Source organism: Paenibacillus sp. 1A_MP2, from assembly GCF_052244825.1.
GTDB classification, from domain to species: domain Bacteria; phylum Bacillota; class Bacilli; order Paenibacillales; family Paenibacillaceae; genus Paenibacillus; species Paenibacillus vandeheii.
The window spans coordinates 2,553,814-2,578,628 of sequence record NZ_JBQQCS010000001.1 but is presented as its reverse complement, the minus strand read 5'-3'; the positions used below and the strand labels follow the sequence as shown (position 1 = coordinate 2,578,628).

General features: G+C 47.1%; 18 protein-coding genes, 1 other RNA gene and 4 pseudogenes. 4 read left to right on the top strand and 19 right to left on the bottom strand.

Annotated elements, in window-relative coordinates; all coding sequences use genetic code 11:
* Positions 1–217: 217 nt before the first annotated feature.
* From typA to ACTWJ7_RS12600, 3 genes are all read right to left on the bottom strand, one after another.
* On the bottom strand, positions 218–2,059 hold the full coding sequence (gene typA / locus ACTWJ7_RS12610) for a translational GTPase TypA (RefSeq protein WP_443145502.1): 1,842 nt from the start codon (positions 2,057–2,059) through the stop codon (positions 218–220).
* Between the two features lie 177 nt (positions 2,060–2,236).
* Positions 2,237–2,731 carry a hypothetical protein gene (locus ACTWJ7_RS12605; protein ID WP_301878425.1) on the bottom strand — a complete coding sequence of 165 codons (495 nt, stop codon included), beginning with the start codon at positions 2,729–2,731 and terminating at the stop codon, positions 2,237–2,239.
* 280 nt (positions 2,732–3,011) lie between these two features.
* Complete coding sequence (locus ACTWJ7_RS12600; RefSeq protein ID WP_024628445.1) at positions 3,012–3,671, bottom strand: TerC family protein; 660 nt, start codon at positions 3,669–3,671, stop codon at positions 3,012–3,014.
* Positions 3,672–3,776: 105 nt separating this feature from the next.
* Between ACTWJ7_RS12600 and ACTWJ7_RS12595 the strand changes: the two genes are divergently transcribed.
* On the top strand, positions 3,777–4,478 hold the full coding sequence (locus tag ACTWJ7_RS12595; RefSeq protein WP_301877931.1) for a TerC family protein: 702 nt from the start codon (positions 3,777–3,779) through the stop codon (positions 4,476–4,478).
* Positions 4,479–4,608: 130 nt separating this feature from the next.
* On the opposite strand, the pseudogene thiI reads toward ACTWJ7_RS12595, so the two are convergent.
* The 5 genes and pseudogenes from thiI to ACTWJ7_RS12570 all read right to left on the bottom strand — a co-directional run bounded on the left by thiI (position 4,609) and on the right by ACTWJ7_RS12570 (position 8,842).
* A pseudogene (gene thiI, locus ACTWJ7_RS12590) lies at positions 4,609–5,852 on the bottom strand (tRNA uracil 4-sulfurtransferase ThiI).
* A gap of 6 nt (positions 5,853–5,858) precedes the next feature.
* A pseudogene (locus ACTWJ7_RS12585) lies at positions 5,859–7,006 on the bottom strand (cysteine desulfurase family protein).
* 176 nt (positions 7,007–7,182) lie between these two features.
* Complete coding sequence (locus tag ACTWJ7_RS12580) at positions 7,183–7,938, bottom strand: lytic transglycosylase domain-containing protein (RefSeq protein ID WP_301877934.1); 756 nt, start codon at positions 7,936–7,938, stop codon at positions 7,183–7,185.
* 252 nt (positions 7,939–8,190) lie between these two features.
* A complete protein-coding gene (locus tag ACTWJ7_RS12575; protein WP_301877935.1) occupies positions 8,191–8,607 on the bottom strand; it encodes a hypothetical protein in 417 nt (138 codons plus the stop codon).
* A 34-nt stretch (positions 8,608–8,641) separates the two neighbouring features.
* Positions 8,642–8,842 carry a DUF1540 domain-containing protein gene (locus ACTWJ7_RS12570; protein ID WP_306440240.1) on the bottom strand — a complete coding sequence of 67 codons (201 nt, stop codon included), beginning with the start codon at positions 8,840–8,842 and terminating at the stop codon, positions 8,642–8,644.
* On the opposite strand from ACTWJ7_RS12570, the gene ACTWJ7_RS12565 reads away from it, so the two are divergent.
* Positions 8,753–9,016 carry a hypothetical protein gene (locus ACTWJ7_RS12565; RefSeq protein ID WP_301878461.1) on the top strand — a complete coding sequence of 88 codons (264 nt, stop codon included), beginning with the start codon at positions 8,753–8,755 and terminating at the stop codon, positions 9,014–9,016. The genes ACTWJ7_RS12570 and ACTWJ7_RS12565 overlap by 90 nt on opposite strands.
* Before the next feature lie 9 nt (positions 9,017–9,025).
* Here the strand turns inward: ACTWJ7_RS12565 and ACTWJ7_RS12560 are convergent, their stop codons facing one another.
* On the bottom strand, positions 9,026–9,532 hold the full coding sequence (locus ACTWJ7_RS12560) for a YpuI family protein (protein WP_079349640.1): 507 nt from the start codon (positions 9,530–9,532) through the stop codon (positions 9,026–9,028).
* Between the two features lie 288 nt (positions 9,533–9,820).
* On the opposite strand from ACTWJ7_RS12560, the gene ACTWJ7_RS12555 reads away from it, so the two are divergent.
* A complete protein-coding gene (locus ACTWJ7_RS12555; protein ID WP_301877936.1) occupies positions 9,821–11,695 on the top strand; it encodes a S8 family peptidase in 1,875 nt (624 codons plus the stop codon).
* Between the two features lie 136 nt (positions 11,696–11,831).
* Here the strand turns inward: ACTWJ7_RS12555 and ACTWJ7_RS12550 are convergent, their stop codons facing one another.
* Entirely contained in the window at positions 11,832–12,047 is a 216-nt protein-coding gene (locus tag ACTWJ7_RS12550) for a hypothetical protein (protein WP_443145501.1), read from the bottom strand.
* Between the two features lie 85 nt (positions 12,048–12,132).
* Positions 12,133–13,653, bottom strand: coding sequence for a MocR-like pyridoxine biosynthesis transcription factor PdxR (gene pdxR / locus ACTWJ7_RS12545; protein WP_301877937.1), 1,521 nt, complete (start codon positions 13,651–13,653; stop codon positions 12,133–12,135).
* A gap of 108 nt (positions 13,654–13,761) precedes the next feature.
* On the opposite strand from pdxR, the gene ACTWJ7_RS12540 reads away from it, so the two are divergent.
* Entirely contained in the window at positions 13,762–14,991 is a 1,230-nt protein-coding gene (locus tag ACTWJ7_RS12540; protein WP_301877938.1) for an aminotransferase-like domain-containing protein, read from the top strand.
* Between the two features lie 242 nt (positions 14,992–15,233).
* Here ACTWJ7_RS12540 and rnpB read toward each other — a convergent pair.
* From rnpB to glyQ, 8 genes and pseudogenes are all read right to left on the bottom strand, one after another.
* Positions 15,234–15,643, bottom strand: an RNA gene (gene rnpB, locus ACTWJ7_RS12535) — RNase P RNA component class A.
* 81 nt (positions 15,644–15,724) lie between these two features.
* Positions 15,725–16,840 carry a Nif3-like dinuclear metal center hexameric protein gene (locus tag ACTWJ7_RS12530; protein WP_079349644.1) on the bottom strand — a complete coding sequence of 372 codons (1,116 nt, stop codon included), beginning with the start codon at positions 16,838–16,840 and terminating at the stop codon, positions 15,725–15,727.
* Entirely contained in the window at positions 16,816–17,574 is a 759-nt protein-coding gene (locus tag ACTWJ7_RS12525) for a tRNA (adenine(22)-N(1))-methyltransferase (RefSeq protein ID WP_079349645.1), read from the bottom strand. Before ACTWJ7_RS12525 ends, ACTWJ7_RS12530 begins: the two co-directional genes overlap by 25 nt.
* A gap of 184 nt (positions 17,575–17,758) precedes the next feature.
* A complete protein-coding gene (rpoD, locus tag ACTWJ7_RS12520) occupies positions 17,759–18,898 on the bottom strand; it encodes an RNA polymerase sigma factor RpoD (RefSeq protein ID WP_024628459.1) in 1,140 nt (379 codons plus the stop codon).
* A 43-nt stretch (positions 18,899–18,941) separates the two neighbouring features.
* Positions 18,942–20,760, bottom strand: a pseudogene (dnaG, locus tag ACTWJ7_RS12515) (DNA primase).
* A gap of 46 nt (positions 20,761–20,806) precedes the next feature.
* Positions 20,807–21,295, bottom strand: coding sequence for a YaiI/YqxD family protein (locus ACTWJ7_RS12510; protein WP_029880647.1), 489 nt, complete (start codon positions 21,293–21,295; stop codon positions 20,807–20,809).
* 206 nt (positions 21,296–21,501) lie between these two features.
* Positions 21,502–23,577 (bottom strand): glycine--tRNA ligase subunit beta, encoded by a 2,076-nt coding sequence (gene glyS / locus ACTWJ7_RS12505; RefSeq protein WP_301877940.1) that lies wholly within the window; start codon positions 23,575–23,577, stop codon positions 21,502–21,504.
* Positions 23,570–24,456: pseudogene (gene glyQ, locus ACTWJ7_RS12500) on the bottom strand (glycine--tRNA ligase subunit alpha). Before glyQ ends, glyS begins: the two are co-directional and overlap by 8 nt.
* Positions 24,457–24,815: the final 359 nt, after the last annotated feature.

Below are 24,815 nucleotides of genomic sequence, written 5' to 3'. Positions count from 1 at the left end.
TGACCGTTTCGGTTTCGGATCGTTCTTTCGATCGCTGTTGTCTCCAAATTTTCTTGAACGAATCTTCAAAGGTTAAAATTTGGAGACAAAGGCGAGCGCTTCGCTTCTTCAGAATCGATTCCGATCCCTTCACTACTTTTGCTGTACAAACCTTTCGTTACTTTCCGTGTATCCTCAAACATTAACTTTTATCTTCTAGTTTAGTTGTCGTTAGGCGTTATTTTGTAGCCATTTTACGTTGTTTCTCTGCACGTTCACGCTCTGATTTATTCAGGATCTTCTTACGAAGACGAATAGATTTCGGTGTAATCTCACAATATTCATCTTCATTCAGATATTCAAGAGCCTGCTCCAACGAGAAGATAATCGGAGTTTTAATTTTAACCGTATCATCTTTACCTGAAGAACGAACGTTAGTCAGTTGTTTTTCTTTGCAGATGTTAACAACGATATCATTGTCACGTGTATGTTCACCAACAATCATACCTTCGTAGATTTCAGTACCTGGCTCCAAGAAGAGCGTACCGCGATCCTCAACGCCCATCATTCCATAGAACGTAGACGTACCAGTTTCAGTTGAGATCAGTACACCTTGGTGACGTCCACCCACTTGACCGGATACTACTGGAGCGTAGCTGTCAAATGCATGGTTCATTACTCCATAACCACGAGTCAATGTCAGGAAGTTTGTGCTATATCCGATCAAACCACGTGCTGGAATCAGGAACTCCAGACGAACTTGACCACTACCTGTGTTGACCATGTTAACCATCTCTGCTTTACGTGCGCCCAGGCTCTCCATTACGGAACCCATGCTTTCTTCAGGGATATCAATCAACAAGCGCTCAACCGGTTCCATTTTCTTACCGTCAACTTCTTTAATGATAACTTCCGGTTTCGATACTTGCAATTCATATCCTTCACGACGCATATTCTCAATCAGGATACCCAAGTGAAGCTCACCACGTCCGGAAACGACAAATGCATCCGGGCTTTCCGTTTCGTCAACACGAAGGGATACGTCAGTTTCCAATTCTTTGAACAAACGCTCGCGCAGTTTACGGGAAGTTACCCATTTACCTTCACGACCTGCGAATGGACTGTTGTTCACGAGGAACGTCATTTGCAATGTAGGCTCATCAATTTTCAGAACTGGAAGTGCTTCTGGGTTGTTCGGATCAGCAATGGTTTCACCAATGTTGATGTCCTTGATTCCTGCGATCGCAACGATGTCGCCTGCTCCTGCTTCTTCTGTCTCAACACGTTTGAGACCTTGGAAACCAAACAGTTTCTCGATACGTGCAGTTTTGCTTTTACCATCACGCATAATAACCGTTACCGATTGTCCTTGACGGATCACACCGCGGTTAACACGACCAATGGCAATACGGCCAAGGTATTCATTGTAGTCCATCAAAGTAACGAGGAATTGAAGTGGTTCTTCAACATTTTCGGTAGGGTGTGGGATATGACTAACGATGGTATTGTAGATCGCCATCATGTTGTCATCCTGTTTCGCAGGATCATTCTCCATGCTGGATGTTCCGTTCAATGCGGAAGCATATACAACAGGGAATTCAAGTTGTTGATCGTTGGCACCCAGTTCAATGAACAGGTCCAGTACTTCATCAATAACCTCAGTCGGACGAGCCGCTGGACGGTCAATTTTGTTTACAACAACGATAGGTGTCAGGTTGTGCTCAAGTGCTTTACGCAATACGAATTTCGTTTGCGGCATGCAACCCTCGTATGCATCAACAACGAGCAATACGCCGTCAACCATTTTCATGATACGCTCCACTTCACCACCAAAGTCGGCGTGTCCTGGTGTATCCACAATATTAATCAGGTAATCTTTATAGGTAATAGCTGTGTTTTTGGCCAGAATCGTAATACCGCGTTCACGCTCCAAATTGTTGGAGTCCATTGCGCGCTCCTGTACCGTTTCGTGATCACGGAAAGTACCGGATTGCTGGAGCAACTTGTCGACGAGCGTTGTTTTCCCGTGGTCGACGTGGGCAATAATCGCAATATTGCGAATGTGTTCTCTTGAATGCATGGTTTGTATCCATATCCTTTCCAATTTCAATTCTTATCTACTAAACTTCCCGCAATTTCGCAGGTTACTCACCCAAAATAAGCGTCGGTGATATCCCGACGCATGCCTATATCCCTTATATTATAGTTGATCATAGGTAAAAATCAAGATATTTCGCTGGAAAGACCACTGGGAATGTTACCAGCCTCTCCCTTGGCGTCTACGACCAAACAGCAACCACATCCCGCCAATAATCAAAAGTACTGCCAGCACGTAGATAATTCCGGTGTGGAGCAGTGTAAATCCGAAGAAAATAATTGAAAGGACACCCACGCCCAGTGCAACCGGAAGTACCAATGCAGGTCTTCGATGATCGGCCAGTGCATATTCCAGCAAACCTATGGCAATCCCAAGCAAAAATGCAGGCCAAAGGCTGCTCATCAATCCCCCGCCCCAAGTATTCGTAATCCCGAACAACAGACCATAGACGGTTAACGTACCTGCTGGAACGAGTGACCAGGATGGCGTAAGCCTTGCATAATAACAAGCATGAAGAGCAATACCTGGCAACAAGATGAGCAAAGGCCAGAAGTGCCGTCCAATGAAGCCAAACACACCAAACTTACCTAGTAAAATGATAATACCTGCAACCAATATAAATATCCCAATTGCTTTTTCATTTCTCATCAAAATCACCTCTTATAACATTTGGCTATGTATCCCGTAAGCTAAACTATAAGCATCCATGATGACTGACTGTTTCCAGCCTGCTTCTAGTTTAGCCGATGTGTATGCAAAAAACTACACTTAATGTCGTACTTCCCCTCCCTCCCTTATCCTGTATTACCCTAAAATGGCCGGACTATGACTTAATCGAATCAGTCTGATTTTGCAGAGCACATTGAATACGACAAAAAACTGCCCTAAGAGGGCAGTCTACAGGTATATTTATCATTCATTTATCAAATTCAATTTACACGTTTCGACGAACAAATTTATGGGCTCCGCCAACCGCGACTACAAGACAAGCCATAGCTACAGGCAGGAATGTATGTGCCTCAGCTGCCATGCCGCCAAGCCACTGGCCCAGCTTTGGATCATTCATCACCATTTCACCTGCTGTGAAGGCCAGAATACCTGAACCGGCAAACACGAGAATCGGAAATCGCTTCAACAAACCGACAATTAATCCGCTCCCCCACACCACAATCGGAATACTTATGGCAATCCCGATGACCGTGAGCGCCAGGTCCCCATCCGCCAGAGCTGCAATTGCGAGAACGTTGTCCAGACTCATGACAAAGTCAGCAACCAAAATCGTTTGGATTGCTTTCCAGGTGGTGGACGCCTTACGAATATGTACTTCATCTTCATTCTGAAGCAGCAGCTTGACGGCAATCCAGAGCAAAAGCAGGCCACCTGCCGCCTGAATAAAAGGAATGCCCAGGAGCAGCACCGCTGCAAAGGTTAACACACAACGTAAAACAACCGCGCCGAAAGCTCCCCACCACACCGCCTGCTTGCGCTGTGTTGCTGGCAAATCCTTGCTTGCAAGTGCAATAACAACCGCATTATCTCCACTCAGAACCAGATTGATCATTAATATTTCGGTCAATAGCCATAACGTATCCATGCTTCTCATCCCCCACTCTAACTTGTATGTCAAAGTTGTCCATGCTATTCTTAAACGTTGAACAAGCTTTCTTAGGGTTGGAAATATATGAAGGAGTGACATCGTATGGAGCTGTTTAGCCCCGCTTTTTGGCTAGCGTTGTTGAACGTTGTATTTATTGATCTAATTCTGGCTGGCGATAATGCCATCGTAATTGGTCTCGCAGCTCGAAATTTGCACCCTTCTGTGCAAAAAAGGGCGATTCTTTATGGAACAGGCGGTGCACTATTGATTCGCATTGTGGCCACTGTGATTGTGCTCTGGCTGCTCAAAGTGCCCTGGCTACTTCTTGTTGGGGGATTACTGCTAATCTGGATTGCGTACAAGCTATTGGCAGATCAAGGGGAAGAGCATTCGGATATCAAGGCCGGCAGCTCTCTCTGGGTAGCTGTGCGAACGATTGTGATCGCAGACGCTGCCATGGGACTGGATAACGTCATCGCCGTTGCTGGTGCAGCACAGCAGCATCTGGTACTTGTTATACTTGGACTGCTGATCAGTGTGCCTATTATCGTTTGGGGCAGTACGCTGTTCATCAAATTAATTAACCGTTTCCCTTGGATCATTTATCTTGGAGCCATCGTACTGGGGTATACGGCTTCTAACATGATTACAGAGGAACATCGTCTTGTGCCTTTCTTCACTGAGCATCCTGCACTGAGAATCTTATTTATCGTTCTCGTCACTGCTGGTGTTGTGTTCGCCGGATATCGCAAACGTGCAAGCAGCAAAAAAACAGGTGGAGAGCGGCAGCACTCCTATTCCTAAGCTTAATAAATGTTGCTCCCACTAACCACAGGCAGCATAAAAAGGACTGACCGATAATACATCGGCCAGTCCTTTTTCTTCTTGAAGATAACATAGTCCTTATTATGTCATTCAAACCAGAATACGGTCCTTAGAACCACTCTTCTTTCATTTCATTAGCTTCATCCTGCTGATTGGTTACCATAAAGTTTTCGCCTGCATGCAGCGTAATTGTTTCTGTCTGCTCCACTGCCTGTTCCACCCATTCCGGCAACTGACTCATGGTTGCTTCGATTTGTCCACAATGCGAAGATTTGGGTTCGTGGTTGGAGATTTCGGTACAAAAAGAGTACAACAATCCTCATAGGGCAGAATCGATATATCGTACGTCCCGATCTGTTTGGATAGCGTTATAATCTCCTGTTTATCCATCATGACAAGTGGTCGCAGCAACGGCAGATCCGTCGCACGCCCAATAACATTCATACTCGGCAGGGTTTGGCTTGCTACCTGACCCAGACTATCTCCGGTAATTAGTGCAAGCGCACGCTCACGTTCAGCCAGCTTGGTGGCAATACGTAACATGGAGCGGCGCATCAGTGTAATGATCAAGTTATCTTGTCCCAGTTGGGTAAATGCCGTTTGAATTTCCGTAAAAGGAACCAGATGCAGTTTAATTGTGCCTGCATGATCAGCAAGGGCACGCGCCAAATCAATGACCTTTTCTTTGGCTCGCTGGCTTGTGAACGGATAACTGTAAAAGTGGACGCATTCCACTTCCAGGCCTCTACGCATCGAAGACCATGCCGCTACCGGACTGTCTATGCCACCCGATAGTAAGAGCATCGCTTTTCCATTCGTACCCAAGGGGAATCCGCCTACAGCCGGAATAACCTCATTGAAGATATATGTGCCCTGATCCCGAATTTCCACGCGCAGTTCAATGTCAGGCTGACGCACGTCTACACTTAACTGCTGGAATTTCCGAAGAATCGGAGAACCGACCAGATGGTTCATTTCATGCGAAGAACTGGGGAACTCTTTCCATACACGCCGCACATTAACTTTGAATGTAGTCCCTTCTTTGAATTCACTCACTCTTTCATCCATAAAAGCAACGGCCGTCTCCACGATCAGATCAAGCTCAGATGGAGTCACTTTAACCGGACTGATCGACATAACACCGAACACTCGTTTCAGCACAGCAATCAGTTCAGTATGAGATTCGCCACCCAAATCGACATACAACCGTCCAAACTCCTTCCGGAGACTTGCGCCTGGATACGGTTTGAGCAGGGAACGTACCTGGGTAATGATCGTTTTTTCGAACCGGGCACGGTTTTTTCCTTTTAACATAAACTCTCCGAAACGGAGAAGCAGCATATCATATTTCATCTAAAATCACATCCGCCTTTCCAACGGGCGCAGCTGCGCCACCATCTGATGTAAAGCCTGCCCGAGCAGAGCCACATCTTCTTCTGTATGTTCATCTCCAAGACTAATACGCAATCCACCCGCAGCACAAGCATTATCCCTGCCCATGGCAAGCAATACCCTGCTGGGTTCTGCTGATCGCGAAGAGCAGGCAGATTGTGTAGAAACGGTTACTCCAAGTTGTTCCAGGGTATGAAGCGCCACTTCTGCCTTCATTCCAGGATAAGAAAAATGAACTATGTGCGGTGCTCCCTCTTTACGACTATTTAGGACAAGTCCGGGAATCGTATCGATGACCTCCATAATACGATCTCGCAAAATCGTTGTACGCTGTGCAAAATCAGCCTGACGTTCTGCTGCGAGACGCATCGCCTTCGCCATACCGACAAGCAAAGGTACGTTTTCAGTTCCCGCTCTCAGTCCCTGCTCCTGGGAACCTCCTGACAGTAGAGGCGTAAGCTGCACTCCACTTCGTACATAGAGAAGTCCCGCTCCTTTGGGGCCACGAATCTTGTGAGCAGACAAGCTGTACAGATCCGCGCCCCATGCTGCAGGTTTAGCCTCCATCTTGCCGAAGCCCTGCACCCCATCCACATGAAAAAGCACCTTTGGTGCTTCCTTTTCAGACGTGCTCCGATTTCAGCAATTGGATGTATAGCTCCTGTTTCATTATTCACATGCATCAAACTCACAAGCACCGTATCCGATCTTATGGCATCCATCATCTGCTGGGCGCTAATCAGCCCGTCGGAATCCACGGGAAGCCATGTGACCTCCCAGCCCCACTGCTGCAACTGTGCAAAACTTTCATATACCGAAGCATGTTCCGTTGCCGTTGTAATCATGTGCTTGCCGCGAGACTGATACTGTAATGCCGCGCCTTTGATGGCAAGGTTGTTGCTCTCGGTTGCACCTGAGGTAAATATAATTTCTTCCGGCTTCACATCAATAGCAGCTGCACAGACAGATCGCGCTCGGCGCAACAGTTGATGGGCTCGCTCACCATATCCATGAATCGATGACGGATTCCCATATTGTGCCTCCATAATCTCGGTCATTGTACGAATGACATCCGGATGAGGCGGCGTCGTTGCGGCATGATCAAAATATTTCAAATGAGGTTCCCCTCCTTGTCTCTTCGTTGTGGAATCTACAGTGAGCATTGTAACACGATCCCCGCTCAACACAAAAAGACCAAACAGGAACTACGCACATTTAAGGGCTGCTGTTCCCGCGTTTGATCTTTTACTGGACGTACTGTTGTGTTTGCCATTTCTTTGGTATAGACCATTCACACCATATATTTCGACTGCGCTTTCTCCACTTTGGAGATATAAGCCTGTGTTTCCGAAGGGAGACGGTTAAGTACACTCATCAATTCAGCGTCATTCGATACACCCAAACTCGAAACCCGTCCCGGTCCGGCATTATATGCAGCAAGTGCCATCTTCACCTCGCCACCAAAACGCTGGAGCTGAAGAGAAAGGTATTTGGTTCCACCATCTATATTTTGAGCGGGATCGTAAGCGTTACTTACCCCCAACCCTGCTGCCGTGCCATCCATTAACTGCATGAGTCCTTTGGCACCTGCGGAAGACACTACATTTGGATTGAAGCCGGATTCTGTATCAATGACTGCCTTAATCAAAGATTCAGGCACCCCATATTTGGCGCTCGCTGAAGCAATCAAAGATTCAAAATCCGTAGGTACAGATGCACCCGAATCCACTACTCCAATGTTTATCAGAGAAGATAAAGAAGCCACATTACTGTTTGAGGAAGAAACAGAACTTGCATCTGGACTATACATGCTGCCCAGTTGCAGCCACAACAGACCATCACTGGATCGTTTGGAGATCGCAGCAGAGTTCACGTCTTCTCCTACGGTATGGTTTAAAGAAGTTGAATTCGTCCCGAGCAGCCCGTCCATCATACTGGCAAAATCCACCGTTGAATCGGAATTTCCATCCGATGCATTTGTTTCGTTGAGACTATTGGACAATTGCAGTTCCAGCAACTGCCGCGACGCGCGCGGATCAATCTGCATGAGTTATATTCACTCCCGTATAATGTAAACGTAGATTATGACTTTATTCTACATTATTTTACAGGAAGGTTCTATCGTTTTCAAAATATTTTCAAAAAAATAAACCGATTGTACAACATCATTGCGTAAATGCGAAAGAAACCTTCTGCTATCACCTTTAAGTAAGGTGGAAGCAGAAGGCTACAACAAGCAACTCATATCAGTCGGTTATATGCTCATTAGGATTGCTTGTTCAGATCATGTTTTTACGTATCAGCGAGCGAATGGAATCATGAAGAAATAGCTGAGTGTTGCCACGGCCCCAAGTCCAATGGACCACGCCCCCGCCGTTTTACGGCCGTTGACATAAGCATAGTATCCAAGCACTGCTGCTGCCGGACCCAGAACAATGGACCACATGAACAAGGAAGCAATACCAAAGGCCAGCCCCATATAACCGGAGATTCGGCCGGTAGATTTCATGACACCGTCTTCTTCGTGCTTTACAGGTGTATGATCTGTTCTTTCCGTTGGTTCTGTTCGAATAGAACCAGTTGTAGGTGCTACCTCTGCACCATACTCTTCCTTGTGGCTGCGTCTTGGATAATCTACACGTTCACGCTGTTTTTCATCTAACGAAGTTTTTTTTGGACGATGGAACGGGTAATCATCTCTATGGTCCTTATTCAATGCAAAGCACCTCCATATAAATGGGAATGACTGCTCATTTCGGTCTAAATGTGTGGCAGCATGTCGCAGAAGATGTACGTGCATGATCATGATGATCGGAATCAAAGGTCTCTCCGGCAAATTCCTCATGTAAGCGGCGGGTGGCATGTTGGTCAATGTCAATCATGATGGCATCGGCCTGGCAGAAATTGTTTTCTCCCCAAAAGTGACAGTTAGCAACACTGCATTTGACTATTGGCTTCTCATGGCTCATTTTTATCACCTCGACATCTATTGTCTCCGCACCGTAAATGAGCTATTCTCCAACGAAATGCCAGATGATGACATGGGCCCTTCTCCGCAATTCCAGTTGAAGAAAACGCAAAAAAACCGCCCAAGGGCGGTTTTGTCCAATTCGCATATGAGTTAAAAAATTGATTTACGCGTGATTGCGTTGGTTTTGCATCCGACGCTGCGTTAGGTAGTCACTTTCATAATATGCCAGGTCATCGCGCAATTCTTCGTACGTTTTTGATATCTCAAGAATGACATCCCGTACTGCACGAATGGGCTTATCACGGAAACGGATTGCATCCTGACCAGTGTAAGCATATCTTCCATCTTCGGAGTAACATTCATTTTTAGGATAAAAAAAGCTGTTTATGCTTTGATGGTATGTGTTATAGAGAGCCTTCTCGGCAAAATCGACATCAAAATTGGCACGACGCAGCACAACGCCAAGTTTTTCGTAAGAAACTTCAGAAAAAACGAGCAAATGACGGAGATCCGAAAGAAATCCTTTGTAGAAGGCTGATGACTCCTCCGTCTGATTCTGATCCAGTTCAGGCAAGGCATTTTCATTCAAAAATTGTTCGATCCGATCGATAGCCGGTTTTAACTTTTCCCTAGTTGACTCACATGTTTTCTGTACATTGGCTGCTGACATAAAGGTAGCTCCCCCTTAAATAAGTCCTTACATATAGATCGGCCAACGGGAGGTTCTCCCCTGACCTTGAATTCTCAGCTACTATCCTACCATAAAAAGATGACGAGCGGTATCCCTTAATCAGGCTTTCCCTTCCTGCCCCTGAACATGCCCATTACCCACAGCTCCCCTGATCTTCACCTGCATAAAAATAACCGCTTTTCCTAACGATACATATATCCAGTGACAACGATGAAATTAGAGCACTGTAAGATGATTGTCAAAACAAACGAGGAGGTTCCATCCCTTATGTCCAGACCGAAATGGATTAATTGGGCCATTGCCGCGGGTGCAGGCGCACTTGCCTTGACACTTTTGCTTCCAACGTCCAATCGTCCTGTTCCTACTCCAAGTGCCATGCCCGATTCTCCACACGAGGAGCATGCAAGCAAACAACGTCTCAAAGTTCAGGATGTAAAGTCAACCGATCTGCTAACCCGCGCAGATGCCAAACAGCACCTTAGCATCATGCTTGAGAAGACCTCCAAAATGAATGATGTGCAAATAAGCAAATACGTTAATGAACTACAACAAACACATGATCATATCCGGTCTATTGATATAATGAATACCAATGGATCACACAGTCGGCACTTTGACAAAACAGCAGCAAAAGGAAGCAAAGTGGAACAGCAGAAGCTGGAACATTCTCTCGCCTTGGCCAAAAAAGCCGTGAGTAAACGTCAAAGCTTCGAATCTTCATCCTTTCCTCTGGGGAAAGAAAAGTTTTTTGTCATGGGGCAGCCTTCCAAAGATGGAAAAAGAGCAGTCATCGCTTTGTTTAGCCAAAATGTCCTGAATGCTGTCGAGCAGCACCAGCGCAAAAATTTGCGCATGATCCCTTATCCGCGGGAAGGCAAGTTCAAAATCGAATCTGTACACCCCGACACCCTTAACGAAATCACCGTAAAGACAGGGCATGATAACGCCAATGCCAGTCATTTTTACGAAAATGAAATCGTCATCCGTTTCCGTCAGGAGCCAGGGGAGCGGGATATGCGCATCATTAAATCCGATCTGCGCACTCAATCGGCACGTAAGCTTGGATATACGTATGTTTTTCGGTCAGAACATATGAATTATGAGCAATTGCATGCTTATTTTGAACGTAAATGGAATCCGCTGTACATGGAACCCCACTACATGTATTTAACCAATGAGACCTTACCTGAACAAGATGTAACTGTTCCCAATGATCTCTTGTTCTCCGACTACCAGTGGAACCTGCCCGCCATTGAGACTAACCGCGGCTGGAATATTACGAAGGGCAACAAGGATGTTATCGTTGCCGTGGTAGACACCGGCGTCGATCTGACTCATCCCGATTTGAAGGGCAAGCTGCTGGATGGTTATAACGTTGTTGATCCAGCATGCAAACCGCTTGATGATGTGGGCCATGGTACACATGTAGCAGGCATCATCGGCGCTGTTGTGAATAATAACGAAGGTGTAGCAGGCATGAGCTGGTATAACAAGGTACTTCCTGTTAAAGTGCTGGACAATTCGGGTTCAGGCACAACCTATGCCGTTGCCGAAGGCATCATTTGGGCCGCTGATCATGGAGCCAAGGTCATTAATATGAGTTTGGGGAATTACGCCGATGCCCAATTTCTTCATGATGCCATCAAATACGCTTTTGATCGCGATATCGTATTAATTGCAGCGACCGGTAACGACAATACGGAGCGTCCAGGATACCCTGCCGCCTATCCGGAAGTATTTGCGGTATCCGCTACGGATCCGGACATGAGCAAAGCTTCCTATTCCAACTACGGGGATTACGTGGATGTAACGGCTCCAGGGTCCAGCATCGCAAGTACGTATCCGAACAACCAATATGCAGCCTTGTCCGGAACGTCCATGGCTAGCCCCCATGTAGCGGCACTTGCAGGCTTGATTCGCTCGCTCAATCCCGATCTGACCAACACGGAAGTTATGGATCTCATGCGTCAAAGCGTCATAGATCTTGGTGACCCAGGTCATGACAAGTATTTCGGTTACGGTCAAATCGATGTGTTTAAAGCATTGGAGGCGGCCTCTGGCAGCAGCGCCCCACTTCAATTCTGGCCGCAGCATGTGAGACAGCAAATGGATAATGCGATGAAAAAGTACATCAAACATTAGCCGAACACTGAATGTAAAAAAACAAAAGCAGCTGCGCCCCGGGGCGTATGCTGCTCTTTGGTATGTTTACCTATTCCCCCGGGCACCCGCTGCGACTAGCGCTTGCGAGTAGTTGTGCGGGATTTGCCTGATTTTTTCACGGATTTTTTCTTACCGTTATGGCTTGAAACAAAACAAGGTTCTTCTTCTTGACCACGACAGGATACATGTGATGATGAATTGGCACACAGTGATGTTTTTTGATGACTTCGATCGGGTGAATTACGGGTACGATTTGTGGGATGTAGTAATCTTCAACAACCTGGATCGGGTCACATACAATCGGACAAAGCGGTGGACAGAAATGGTTCATTTCAAACCAACTCCCTTTCAAGTGATACTATAACGTATTGCACATGGTCCAATGTGGATTGGATGTATGTCCGTGTTCGAGAAAATTAAATAAGCGGGAGCCTGTCCGCCGTTGTCCCACCCTGCTGCGGTGTAATGTTCTCAATAACCCTGCATAACACCTGTAGCCCTTCACATAACAGTTCCATATTCGTAACCGTGAAGCAGATCCGCAGACTCGCCGTATCCGTTTCCCCCACATAACAGGCAGAACCCGGCAAAAAGGAAACACCTGCAGCAAGTGACTGGCGGTGCAGCTCACGCATATCCAAACCATCCGGCAATTGCAGCCACAGGTTTAATCCCCCATCAGGTAAAGTCCAGTACATCCCCGGAGGACCATGTTCCTCCAGCACATCCGCTGCGGCACACAGACGAGAATACAACTCATCCCTCAGACGGGCTGTATACGCACTGTATTGATGTTGAATAAAAGATTGCAATGCTTTCTGCGTGAGCAGCGGGCTCCCGAGATCAGCAGTGGATTTGGCAGCAACAAGCCGGGTGAGTACACTTCCGTCTGCAACCGCACACGCCACTCGACAGCCGGGAGACAGCACTTTGCTGAAGCTCTTGATATATATCACGTGGCCCGTCCCATCCATGGATTTAATGGAAGCAGGGGGCGGATCACGGAAATACAAATCAGCGAACGGATCATCCTCCAGGATGAGACAATGATAACTCTGAGCAAGATTCAGCAGTTGTGCACGTCGTTTGGCGCTCATCGTAATGCCTGTAGGATTGTGAAACGTAGGAATGGTATATATTAATTTAGGCGGGTATGTATCACATAACCGGGTTAACAGATCAATACGCATACCATCGTCATCCATCGGCACTGTAATGATCTTTGCTCCTCTGCTTGTAAACACATCAATCGCTCCGGTATAACTTGGTGCTTCCATGTAAACGACGTCACCAGGACCAACAAACGTACGCGCCACAAGATCGATTCCCTGCTGGGTACCGCTCGTTATCAGCATCCGTTCGGGCATTACCCGCAGACCTCTTTCCGCAAAATGCCCGGAGAACGTCTGACGGAGTTCCCGATCCCCCTGAAAGGACCCGTAGGTAGCCATTCGCTCCGGATGATCCGAGGACAGTCGGTAGGCACTATCGATAATCTCTCGCGTTGGCAACAATTCAGGCTGAATGGCCGACATATGCAGCTCATATCTAACTTGAGGAGATGCATCAAAATGTCTCCATAGCTGAGCCCGGGGCAAATAATCCACAAGAGCCATCTGCCAGTTCCATGGCGTGCTGGATTCATTCTTTGCTTGAGTACGGTGTGTCCTCTCCATATCTTCTGTTTTCTCCAACTCCTGCGTCCCCCGTACATAACACCCCTTCCCTTGGGAACAGGTAATCAGCTGTATGGCTTCAAGCTCTGCATAGGCTTTGGACACGGTGACCAGACTGACGCCCAGATCTGTGGTCATTTTACGAACCGATGGCAAACGGGTACCAGGCTCGATTAATCCAGACCTTATTCGGTCCGCAAGGGTGAGTGCAATCTGAACATACAATTTAGTGCTGCTTCCCCGCTTTAATTCAATATGCACACATGCACCTCCCAACTGTTATGATCAGCATTTTACTGTTATACTGCATTCCGTCTATTATAGTTTATAATATCAGTATAACAGTGAATAACAGGAGATGAGAATAATATGAATATCCCTTGGTCCAAAATGGCACAAAACACCCCGTCCTCTGTCGTTCGCGACATGTTACAGGCTGCACAGGCGCCTGGAATGATTTCGCTTGCCGGAGGTTTACCTGCTCAAACATCGTTCCCGCTTGAAGCTATCCGTGACGCATACGAAAAAGTATTTATGGGCGGTTCAGCGGCTCTTCAATATGCAGAGACGGAAGGTTTCCGACCATTACGTGCCAAAATTGCTGAACGTCTTGAATCCAAAGGCATTCCGGCTTCACCTGATCATATGATTCTGACTACCGGATCCCAGCAATCCATTGACCTGGTATGCCGAATTTTGCTTGATCCAGGCGACAGCGTACTAGTTGAATCACCAACCTATCTGGCTGCGCTTCAAGTCATTCATTCCTATCAGGCTGAAGCGCAAGGTGTTGCTTGTGATGATGACGGAATGTTGCCTGAATCACTGGAAGAACAGCTGCAATTGCATCGTCCCAAGCTCGTCTACATCAATCCTACGTTCTCTAACCCGTCGGGCAAAGTATGGTCTCGAGCGAGACGGCAACAAGCCGTGGACCTGTGCCGGAAATATGGGGTATTGATCCTGGAAGACGACCCCTATGGTGAAATACGTTTTAAACCGGAACAACTGGATGCCCCTGCGCTGGCGCAGCTGGATGCAGCATCCTACGAGGGACCGTCCAATGTCATCTACACCAGCACATTCTCCAAAACAGTAGCTCCAGGCCTCCGCACTGGCTGGATACTGGCTGCTCCGGATGTTATCAAAATAGCCGCCCGCGCCAAACAGGGTGCAGATTTGCATTCCAGCAGCATTGACCAGAGAGCACTTCATGCGCTACTGGAGTCTTTCGATCTGGACGGGCATATTCGCAATATCTCACAGGATTATGAACAACGGATGAAAAAAATGACCACTCTAATGGCAGCAAAAGCGTGGGAAGGTATTTCCTGGAATTCACCACAAGGCGGTATGTTCCTATGGCTGCAACTGCCTGAGGGCATGCTGGCCAGCAATCTGTTCACTTATGGAATTCAAGAGAAAGTATGCATCGTACCTGGAGATTCCTTCTATGCAGGTACACCGGAGCTCAACCGTATGCGGATTAACTTCACCCATACCGATCCAGATCTGCTTCCTGAGGCTGTAGAGCGTATGGATCGCGCCATTCAACGCTGGCATGCATCATTACAGTCGGACAGTGTAGTTACACTGTAACAAACTGTCATCCACTGTATCATTAGAAACCATTTTTCATTCCGCACAAACTAACAACAAAAATAAGGCGTCAGACCCGAGAAAGCTCGAAGTCTGACGCCTTATTTATATGACCTGCAAGAGCAGGAAGAAGTCTTTTGAAATGTAATGGCGTCCTTCTGATCAGTCAGGCACATCAGGTACAATCGTTCTGTTTGCCCTTGACTGATAGTGGACTGTACTTATTACTGTTGTGTTGTAGTTAGGAAAGCTTACCGTAAGCCGGGTTCTGTGCTCTTCGTGGTTCAGACGGGAACTACCCTCCCACCACAAGCGACAATCATCTATCTAGGCCATACATTGCTGCACAGCTCAAGCGACCAACCTAGACACACCTCGGGCTAAGGCTGTCTTCTCCGAAGAGTCGACTGTGTCCCATTAGGTCTTGCTCCAGATGGGGTTTACCAGGAACGAAGTCACCAGCGTTCCTCGGGGTCTCTTACACCTCGGTTCCATCCTTGCCTGTGCCGGAAAATCCGGCCATCGGCGGTCCATTTCTGTGGCACTATCCTTCAACTCGCGCTGACTGGACGTTATCCAGCATCCTGCCCTGTGGAGCCCGGACTTTCCTCTCGTGGCAACGAAGGCCACCAGCGATTGTCTGTCAAGCTTTCCGAACAACATTACATAGTATACAGGCATTTGAGTTTACAAACAAGCTTAATCTTACTGGAAGCAATGAACCCCAGAGCTTTTAGATAAACTGGAATACTTCCGTGTTTACCTCTGATGCAGTTACTTTCGTCTCATAACGTTTGTCTTCCAAACGTGAACGCAGCCAGTCCGCCGTTTTGGGTTTCATGATTTTCTCGGCATTATGCCCGACGTCGATGATACACATACCCGCCATCAACGCATCGTGAGCCGTATGGTAATCAATGTCTCCAGTCACGATGACATCAGCACCTTTAAATCGTGCAGGAAGGGTATAACGGCTACCTGAACCGCCAAGCACTGCTGCTTTTTTGATTTGCCGAGTAAGATCGCCTACTACCCGGACGTAAGGCACATCCAGTTGGGCCTTCACGACCTCCACCAGCTCACCGAGTGTCTTTGGTAGTTTGAGTGGTCCCAAGCGCCCCAGGCCCAGCGTACGGCCTTTTAAATCCATTGCATACAGGTCATAGGCCACTTCCTCATACGGATGAGCCTTAAGCATCGCTTGAACAACCTTGCTGCGCAAACTCTGCGGTACGATCGTCTCAATCCGTATTTCTTCTACACGCTCCATCTGTCCCTCTGTACCGATGAAAGGCTGTGTCCCCTCTCCCGGGACAAAAGTGCCTATGCCTTCCGTATTGAAGCTGCATTTATTGTACTGACCAATACTGCCAGCCCCAGCTTCGAGAATGGCCTGGAGCACCTGCTCATGATGAGTACGGGGTACAAATACAGCCAGTTTGTACAAATGATCTGTATGTACATCCTCAAGTGACTCCTTGCTCTCTATTCCAATGGCCTCGGCCATCCAGTCATTCATGCCGCCCTCAGCCACATCCAGATTGGTGTGACTAATGTATACCGCAATATCATGCTTGATCAGCTTTTCATACAATTTCCCCATGGGAGTGTCGGTGCTCAACGATTTGACCGGACGGAAAATGATAGCATGGTGCGCAATAATTAAATTGGCCCCAATGCAAATCGCCTCGTCAACAACTTCGTTCGTAACATCAAGCGCGATAAGCACGTGTGTAATTTCCTTTTGCAAACTGCCAAGCTGAAGACCAATTCGATCGTCCGGCACGGCCAGATGTTTGGGAGCAAGCTGCTCCATCATTTGAATTACCGTTTGACCTTTCGCAAACATGAGAGTACCTCCTTCAAGTTCACAATTAGCTGCTCTACCTCTGCCGCCTTCTCCCGGGAAGACTCCTGATCGGATTTGGAAATGGACTGAACAACGCTTTGCAGCTTGACAATTTCGCTCTCCCATTTGGCAAAAAACACATCCGTTGGACGGTCTGTTAAATAAGGCCCCATGCGAAGCAGCAGATCTGATGTCAATTCTACCCCGCCTTCAAGGGGACGTGCGCGATACACTTCCTCATTGGCGATCGGACTGAGTTCTTGCGGCATTGCTGTAATGATTTCGTACACTTTGCCATCTTCCTCAAGCAGTTGTTCTGCAACCACCACCCAGTGATGCTCGAGCAACCAACGTCTGAGAATATCTTCACCCACATTAGGCTGCAAAATAAGAAGCTTGACCTCATCAAGTTTAGAGAGACCACGATCCAGAATGGAGGCAATTAGTGCCCCTCCCATCCCGGCAATGGTCACAACATCCACTTCTCCTGCAGAGATGACATCCAATCCATCCCCACGCCGTACTATAATACGTTCCTTCAGACCTGCATCGCTGACTTGCTTACGTGCAGCTTCATAAGGGCCAGGGTTCACTTCACCGGCTACTGCACTTGCTGCTTTTCCGCTGCGTACTGCAGCTACTGGAAGCAAAGCGTGGTCCGAGCCAATGTCAGCCAAGCGGCTGCCTTCGGGAATTTGATCATGTATTCGCTGTAATCGATTCGAAAGTTTCATGAAGCACCTACACCATTCATTTAATTTATTGATTTGCATTGAACAACGAAAAGCGATAAAATGAAATCCAATAAAACATTTCAAGGATGAATTACCAAAACCAAGAAATTTAGATGTTCAATTTAAAAATAAAGGAGACCCCGCCGCCGCTAAAGCGTCTTGCGGAAAGTCTCCAATAGTGATGTTATTCGAGGAAATCCTTAAGCCGTTTACTACGGCTAGGGTGACGCAATTTACGAAGAGCCTTGGCCTCAATTTGACGAATACGCTCACGCGTAACACCAAATACTTTGCCCACTTCTTCCAGCGTTCTTGTACGTCCATCGTCCAGACCGAAACGCAGACGAAGTACGTTCTCTTCACGCTCAGTCAATGTATCCAGGACATCTTCGAGCTGTTCTTTCAGCAATTCATAAGCAGCAGCATCCGCCGGAGCCAGTGCCTCCTGATCCTCGATGAAATCGCCCAGATGGGAATCATCTTCCTCACCAATCGGTGTTTCCAGGGAAACCGGTTCCTGAGCAATCTTCGTAATCTCACGAACTTTTTCCACACTCAGATCCATCTCCGCAGCGATTTCTTCTGGTGTCGGTTCACGCCCAAGTTCCTGCAACAGCTGACGGGATACCCGGATCAGCTTATTAATCGTCTCCACCATATGCACAGGGATACGAATGGTACGCGCCTGGTCCGCAATCGCACGGGTGATCGCTTGGCGAATCCACCATGTTGCATACGTACTGAATTTATAACCCTTTTTGTGGTCGAACTTCTCAACCGCTTTGATCAGACCCATGTTACCTTCCTGAATCAGATCCAGGAACAGCATTCCACGTCCAACATAACGCTTCGCGATACTGACCACGAGACGAAGGTTAGCTTCAGCCAAACGACGTTTCGCTTCTTCATCCCCGTTTTCAATCCGTTTAGCCAGTTCTACTTCGTCATCCGCAGACAACAAAGGTACACGACCAATTTCTTTGAGATACATACGAACAGGGTCGTTGATTTTGATTCCTGGTGGAAGGCTCAGATCATCATCAAAGTGGAATTCATCGTCTCCCTCTCTGGTGTTGTTCTCGGAATCTTCACTAGGGCGAAGGGTTACCTCTTCATCATTTTCGTTCACTACATCAATACCCAGGTCGCTCAGTTGTTCATAAAACTCATCCATCTGCTCAGCGTCTTGCTCAAACGGGGAGAGTTTCTCTATAATTTCTTTGTAGTTCAACGAAGCTCTTTTCTTACCTGATTCAATCAATTGATCCTTAACCTGATCCAGCGTCAATTCTGTTTCTAGTTCAGTATGCTGATCATTCGCCATAACTCGACTCCCTCCTCCCTAGAAACATCCAACATTCAGACGTTCACTGTCTCTCTAGGGCAATCATTTCAATTGCAATTTGTGCCGCGCGTACAGAATCACCTGCCCGCTCTGCAGCAATCATTTCTTCTTTTTCAGATCGTACTCTTTCTTACGCGGATATTTCAGCACTTCCCTGATGCAATCATCGAGCATTTGAACACTCCATTCACCTGGACCATCCATCATCGAGATTGAACTAACTGTTTTTTCCAGTCGGTCGTCATGCAGTGAAGACATAAAACGGCTTGTATCCGACGGTTTGCCTTGCGCATAATAGGCATATAGATAAGCAGCAATAGCTGCATGATCATCCAAGTTAAAAGCTTCACCAAGATGCTCATTCACGTACTGGGCAGCCTCTTCATCCTGAAGCATCCAGGCGAGCAGTTTGCGTTCAGCAGCGTGGTAAGCCGGCAACAGATTGGGTGTAGGCACCTGCCTATTTTGTTGCCTACCATTATTCCACCTTTTCGGGTTATTATCCCCATACTGGAGGTTATTTTTCATGGCCTCCCGTTCTTCATTACACTCCTGCTTCAGTGTTTCAAATGATACGTCCACTTCCGCAGCCAGTTCCCGAAGATATACTTCCCGTTCTGTAGGAGAAGACAAAGGAGCAATAAGTTTCACCGCTTCCTTGGAATAAGCGATCTGTCCGCCGCCTTCTAGCAGTATATGGTTTTTTTTAAGGTTTATAAGCTTAAATTTTGTAGTCGTTACGGCGCCGTCCACAATCTGGTTTCGGAACCGCTCGCCACCATGCTTGCGGATAAAATCATCCGGGTCGAGTCCATCCGGTATTAGAGCAATTTTGACCTGCAACCCCGCTTCCTCAAGAATAGGAAAGTTTTTGAGAGCCGCAGCCTGTCCCGCTCGATCGCCGTCATAACATACAATGACTTCATCACACATGCCCTTAAGCATCAGTGCCTGATTCTCAGTGAGCGCAGTACCCATTGCCGCTACACCATTTTGGATATCCTGATCCCAAGCGGAGATAACATCGCCATACCCTTCGAACAATATGGCCTGCCTTTGTTTGCGAATTGCATTTTTGGCATGATGCAGATTGTAGAGAACACGGCTTTTGTTAAATAACCGGGTTTCCGGTGAATTTAGATACTTCGGTTGCCCGTCTCCCAAAATGCGACCTGCAAATGCAATCGGCTTTCCGCTCCGGCCATTAATCGGAAACATGACTCTGTCTCGGAAACGGTCCACATATCCCTGACCTTCGTTTCGCGGCGACAGTAAGCCGCCCTTCTCCATCTCTTCAAGCGGAAATTCGCGCTTTTCCAGAAATTGTACCAAGGTATCCCAGCGATTCGGCGCATAGCCTATCTGGAACTGGTCAATCAGCTTGTCGCTAAACCCGCGTGAGCGTAAATATTCCATAGCCACTTTACCGTGCTCTGTATTTTTCAATAAGAAATGATACAGCTTCGCGGTAAGCTCATAGGCTTCCAATAAACGTTCAGTCTCTGGATTAACATGAGCCGATTCACGCCCTTGCCAGTCCCCATTGAGATGTGACTTTCTTCTGCCATCGTCTTGACAGCCTCGGGAAAGGATAACCCTTCGATTTCCATCCTGAATTTGATGGCATTTCCACCCGTGCCGCAACCGTAGCAATAGAAAATTTGTTTCTCAGGTGTAACTGTAAACGAAGGCGTCTTCTCAGAATGAAAAGGACAGAGGCCTTTCATATATTTCCCCTGTTTGGTCAGATGTACAAATCGGCTCACCGTATCGACGATATCATGCTGCTGTAACACCGATTCAATAATGCTTTCGGGTATACCGCCTTGTCCGGTACTCATCTTGATCCACCTTCATCTCTTAACACGTAAATATTATTCGATAAACTTACACATTCTCCTGCAAATCTTTCAAAAGTTTTGTCAGTTTATGTTGAAAAATTTCCCGATCCTGCTCTGTGAAAGGCTTTGGGCCTTTTCCATAATGCCCTCTTTTACGTGCTTTGGCCGCAGTATGACGGGAATCCAGCATGAAATCAATGTCACGATCATTAAACTCACGACCACGAAATGATAAAACATAACACCGTTTGCCAAGTGCGAGCGCCGCCAGTCCATAATCCTGTGTAATGACCACATCGTATGGCTTGATGTGATTGGCAATGTACAAGTCTGCACTCTGATCACTTCGATCTACTTGAACGGTGCGCACTCCCTCTCCGCCCTGAAGAAAATGATCAAATGAAGAAACCATCAGTACAGGAACTTTGAATTGGCGTGCTGTTTCTGCGATCTCGGCCTTGACCGGGCAAGCATCACCATCCACAACAATGTGGCGTACATTCAACTCACTCAAACCCAGACCACCCGGTTTCATAAAATAGCTGCATATTGTAATATACGACCCAGCCAGCCAAAATCCTTCTGACCAGTCTATGGAAATCAAAGGCTAAAATACGGAACGGCTGTAAATATAAATTTCTCACAATCCGTTCCGTATATTTATACCCTCATATATCCTTCTTTAATACTGAATTTGTGCTTTGTCTCAGATCTGTGCTCCCGGAGCAAAAACGGACCCGATTACCAGACCAGTTTGGAGAAATCAGCAAAAGCTTTCAGATCACGGTCAATCGCTGCAAGCAGTGCCAGACGATTCGCCCGCACAGCTTCGTCTTCAGCCATAACCATAACTGAATCAAAGAATACGGTGATAGCTTCCTTCCAAGCCGATGCAATCGCGAGTGCTTCAGCTGCTGCATGCTGAGACAATACCTGTCGATATTCTTCCTTGGTTTTACTCCAAGCCTCATGCAACTGACGCTCTCCTTCTTCTGTGAAGAGTTCTGCATGTACCGAAGCATTGGATGCTTTGGCAGCCAGATTACCGACACGGTTGAAAGATTCAACGGTAGTTTTGAAAGCATCTCCCGTTTGAACAGCTGCCATAAGGGCTTCACCTTTTGGAACTACCGCGCTGATATCATCAAATCCGGAAGAAATTACTGCATCAACCACATCATAACGAACCGTTTCGGACAACAGTTTCTTCACACGAAGACCGAAGAAGTCCTGTAAATCTTTACGTACCTCTTCATCCGCACGTTTCAACAAGTTCATCTGGGCATGCACTTGAAGTGCAACGCCGAACACGTCGGACAGTGTCAGTGGAAGATTGTGATCCAGCAAAATTTGAACAATACCTGCTGCCTGACGACGCAGCGCATAAGGGTCCTGAGATCCAGTTGGAATGATATTGATCGAGAAGCAGCCTACGATCGTATCCATTTTATCCGCAGCACTGACAATGGCACCAACGAGCGAAGCAGGAGATTGATCTCCGGCGAAACGTGGCTGATAATGCTCAAATACCGCTTTGGCCACTTCTTCTTTTTCACCAGCTTTACGAGCATAATCCTCACCCATCACACCTTGCAGTTCAGGGAATTCTCCCACCATAAGTGTAACAAGATCGAATTTGCAAATATCCGCAGAACGACTCACCGCTTCAGCTACATCAGCTGGTACTTGCAGCTTGTTAGCCAGACCATCCGCAATTTTGCGAATACGGCGTACTTTATCTCCAACCGTGCCCAGCTCTTCCTGGAAGACAATGCTCTCCAGCTTCGATAATGCGTCCTTGATCTCCAGCTTCTGGTCTTCCTCATAGAAGAACTTGGCATCTGACAGACGCGCACGTAGTACCTTTTCGTTTCCTTTTGCAATGACATCCAGTGAATCGCTGCCGCCGTTACGAACCGTAACGAAGTATGGTAACAATTGGCCATCATTATCAAGCACCGGGAAATAACGTTGATGCTCGCGCATCGAAGTGATCAATACCTCTTGTGGAATATTCAAAAATGAAGACTCGAATGTTCCAAACAGCACCGTTGGTGTCTCCACCAGGAACAAGACCTCTTCCAGCAAATCTTCCTTGATCGCAATGTCCCATTTCTTCTCGGCAGCCAGTGCCTGGATCTGGGACACAATCATCTGTTCACGTTCTTTAATATCTGCAATGACATGCTCGGAGCGCAGCACTTCTACATACGAAGCGGGGTCCGTTATGACCGCCTCTTTTCCGAGAAAACGATGTCCACGTGTTACATTGCCAGACTTCACTCCTGCAACTTCCAACTCAATCACATCACTGCCGAGCAGAGCAACAATCCAGCGAATCGGACGTACAAATTTGAAATCATACGAAGCCCATCGCATGAATTTCGGGAACGTCATAGCATGCAGGATAGCCAGCAAACCCTGACCGATTACAGAGGATGTTTCTACGCCTTTGCTGCTCTTGGTCGCATAGATATATTCCACGCCGCTTAGTTCCTTGAATGTGAACTGGTCCGGTTCAACACCCTGACTACGGGCAAATCCGAGTGCAGCTTTGCTCCAGTTACCACTATCGTCTAATGCTATTTTACGTGAAGGTCCTTTTACCTCTTCCTCCACGTCTTCCTGCTTCTCGGCAACATCCTTGATCAAAACAGCCAGTCGGCGCGGTGTGGCATAGGCATTCACTTCACCATAAGCAATACGGGAGGCATCCAGCCATTTCACGACACGATCCTGCAGCTGTTCAATTGCTGCTCGCATGAAGCGTGCAGGCACTTCCTCCAGACCAATTTCAAACAACAGATCCTTAGACATGCTCAGCTCCCCCTTTCTTGATCAGCGGGAAGCCGAGCTTCTCACGCTCTTCCACATATGTTGCAGCCACTTGACGAGCCAGATTACGGACACGGGTGATGTACCCGGTACGCTCCGTTACACTGATTGCTCCGCGCGCATCCAGAAGGTTGAACGTATGTGAACATTTCAAAACATAGTCATATGCCGGGAAAACCAGATTCTGTGCCATAGCTTTGTTTGCTTCCTCTTCATGCATGTTGAAGAGTGTAAACAACATTTTGACATCAGATACTTCAAACGTATATTTGGAGTGTTCGAATTCAGGCTGACGGAACACATCACCATATGTAATCCCGTCTACCCATTCCAGTTCAAACACATTTTCTTTTTCCTGAATGTATGAAGCAAGACGCTCCATGCCATACGTAATTTCAACCGCTACCGGATTTGTCTCAATCCCGCCGACTTGTTGGAAATACGTAAATTGGGTGATTTCCATACCGTCTAGCCATACTTCCCAGCCAAGACCGGCACAGCCGAGGGAAGGGTTCTCCCAGTTGTCTTCAACAAACCGAATATCGTGTTTGAGCGGATCAATGCCCAATTGTTTCAGACTTTCCAGGTAAATTTCCTGAATATTGTCCGGAGAAGGCTTGATAATAACCTGGAATTGATGATGCTGATAGAGACGGTTTGGATTTTCTCCATAACGACCATCCGAAGGACGGCGGGACGGCTCTACATAAGCTACTTTCCAAGGCTCGGGTCCAAGCGAACGCAAAAAGGTCATCGGGTTCATCGTACCTGCCCCTTTTCCGTATCATATGGCTGAACAATAATACAGTTGTGCTCGGCCCAGAATTGTTGCAGCGTGAGAATCATCTGCTGAAAATTCATAATCATGCTCCTTTTCGATGGTTTGTGATAAACAAGCCTAGAACGGTACAGACAATAAAAAGCCCTCGTCCTACGCCTGTTATACAGACATAGGGACGAGAGCTATTCCCGCGGTTCCACCCTACTTGGCTTGGATATAAACAGAAGATCCTGTTCAAACAAGCCCACTTTTCCGTGTCCATTCATGCTCCCGAGTGCCATTTCACAGACCGATTCAACCCGGCTCCCACCATCCCCGGCTCGCTCACACAAGATTAGGTCAATCAACCTCTTCTTGAATATAATAAATCAAGTCTCCTACTTTCTCGTTCAATGCATGTCTCCAAAAGAGAAATTATAGTTCATAATATATAAAAATA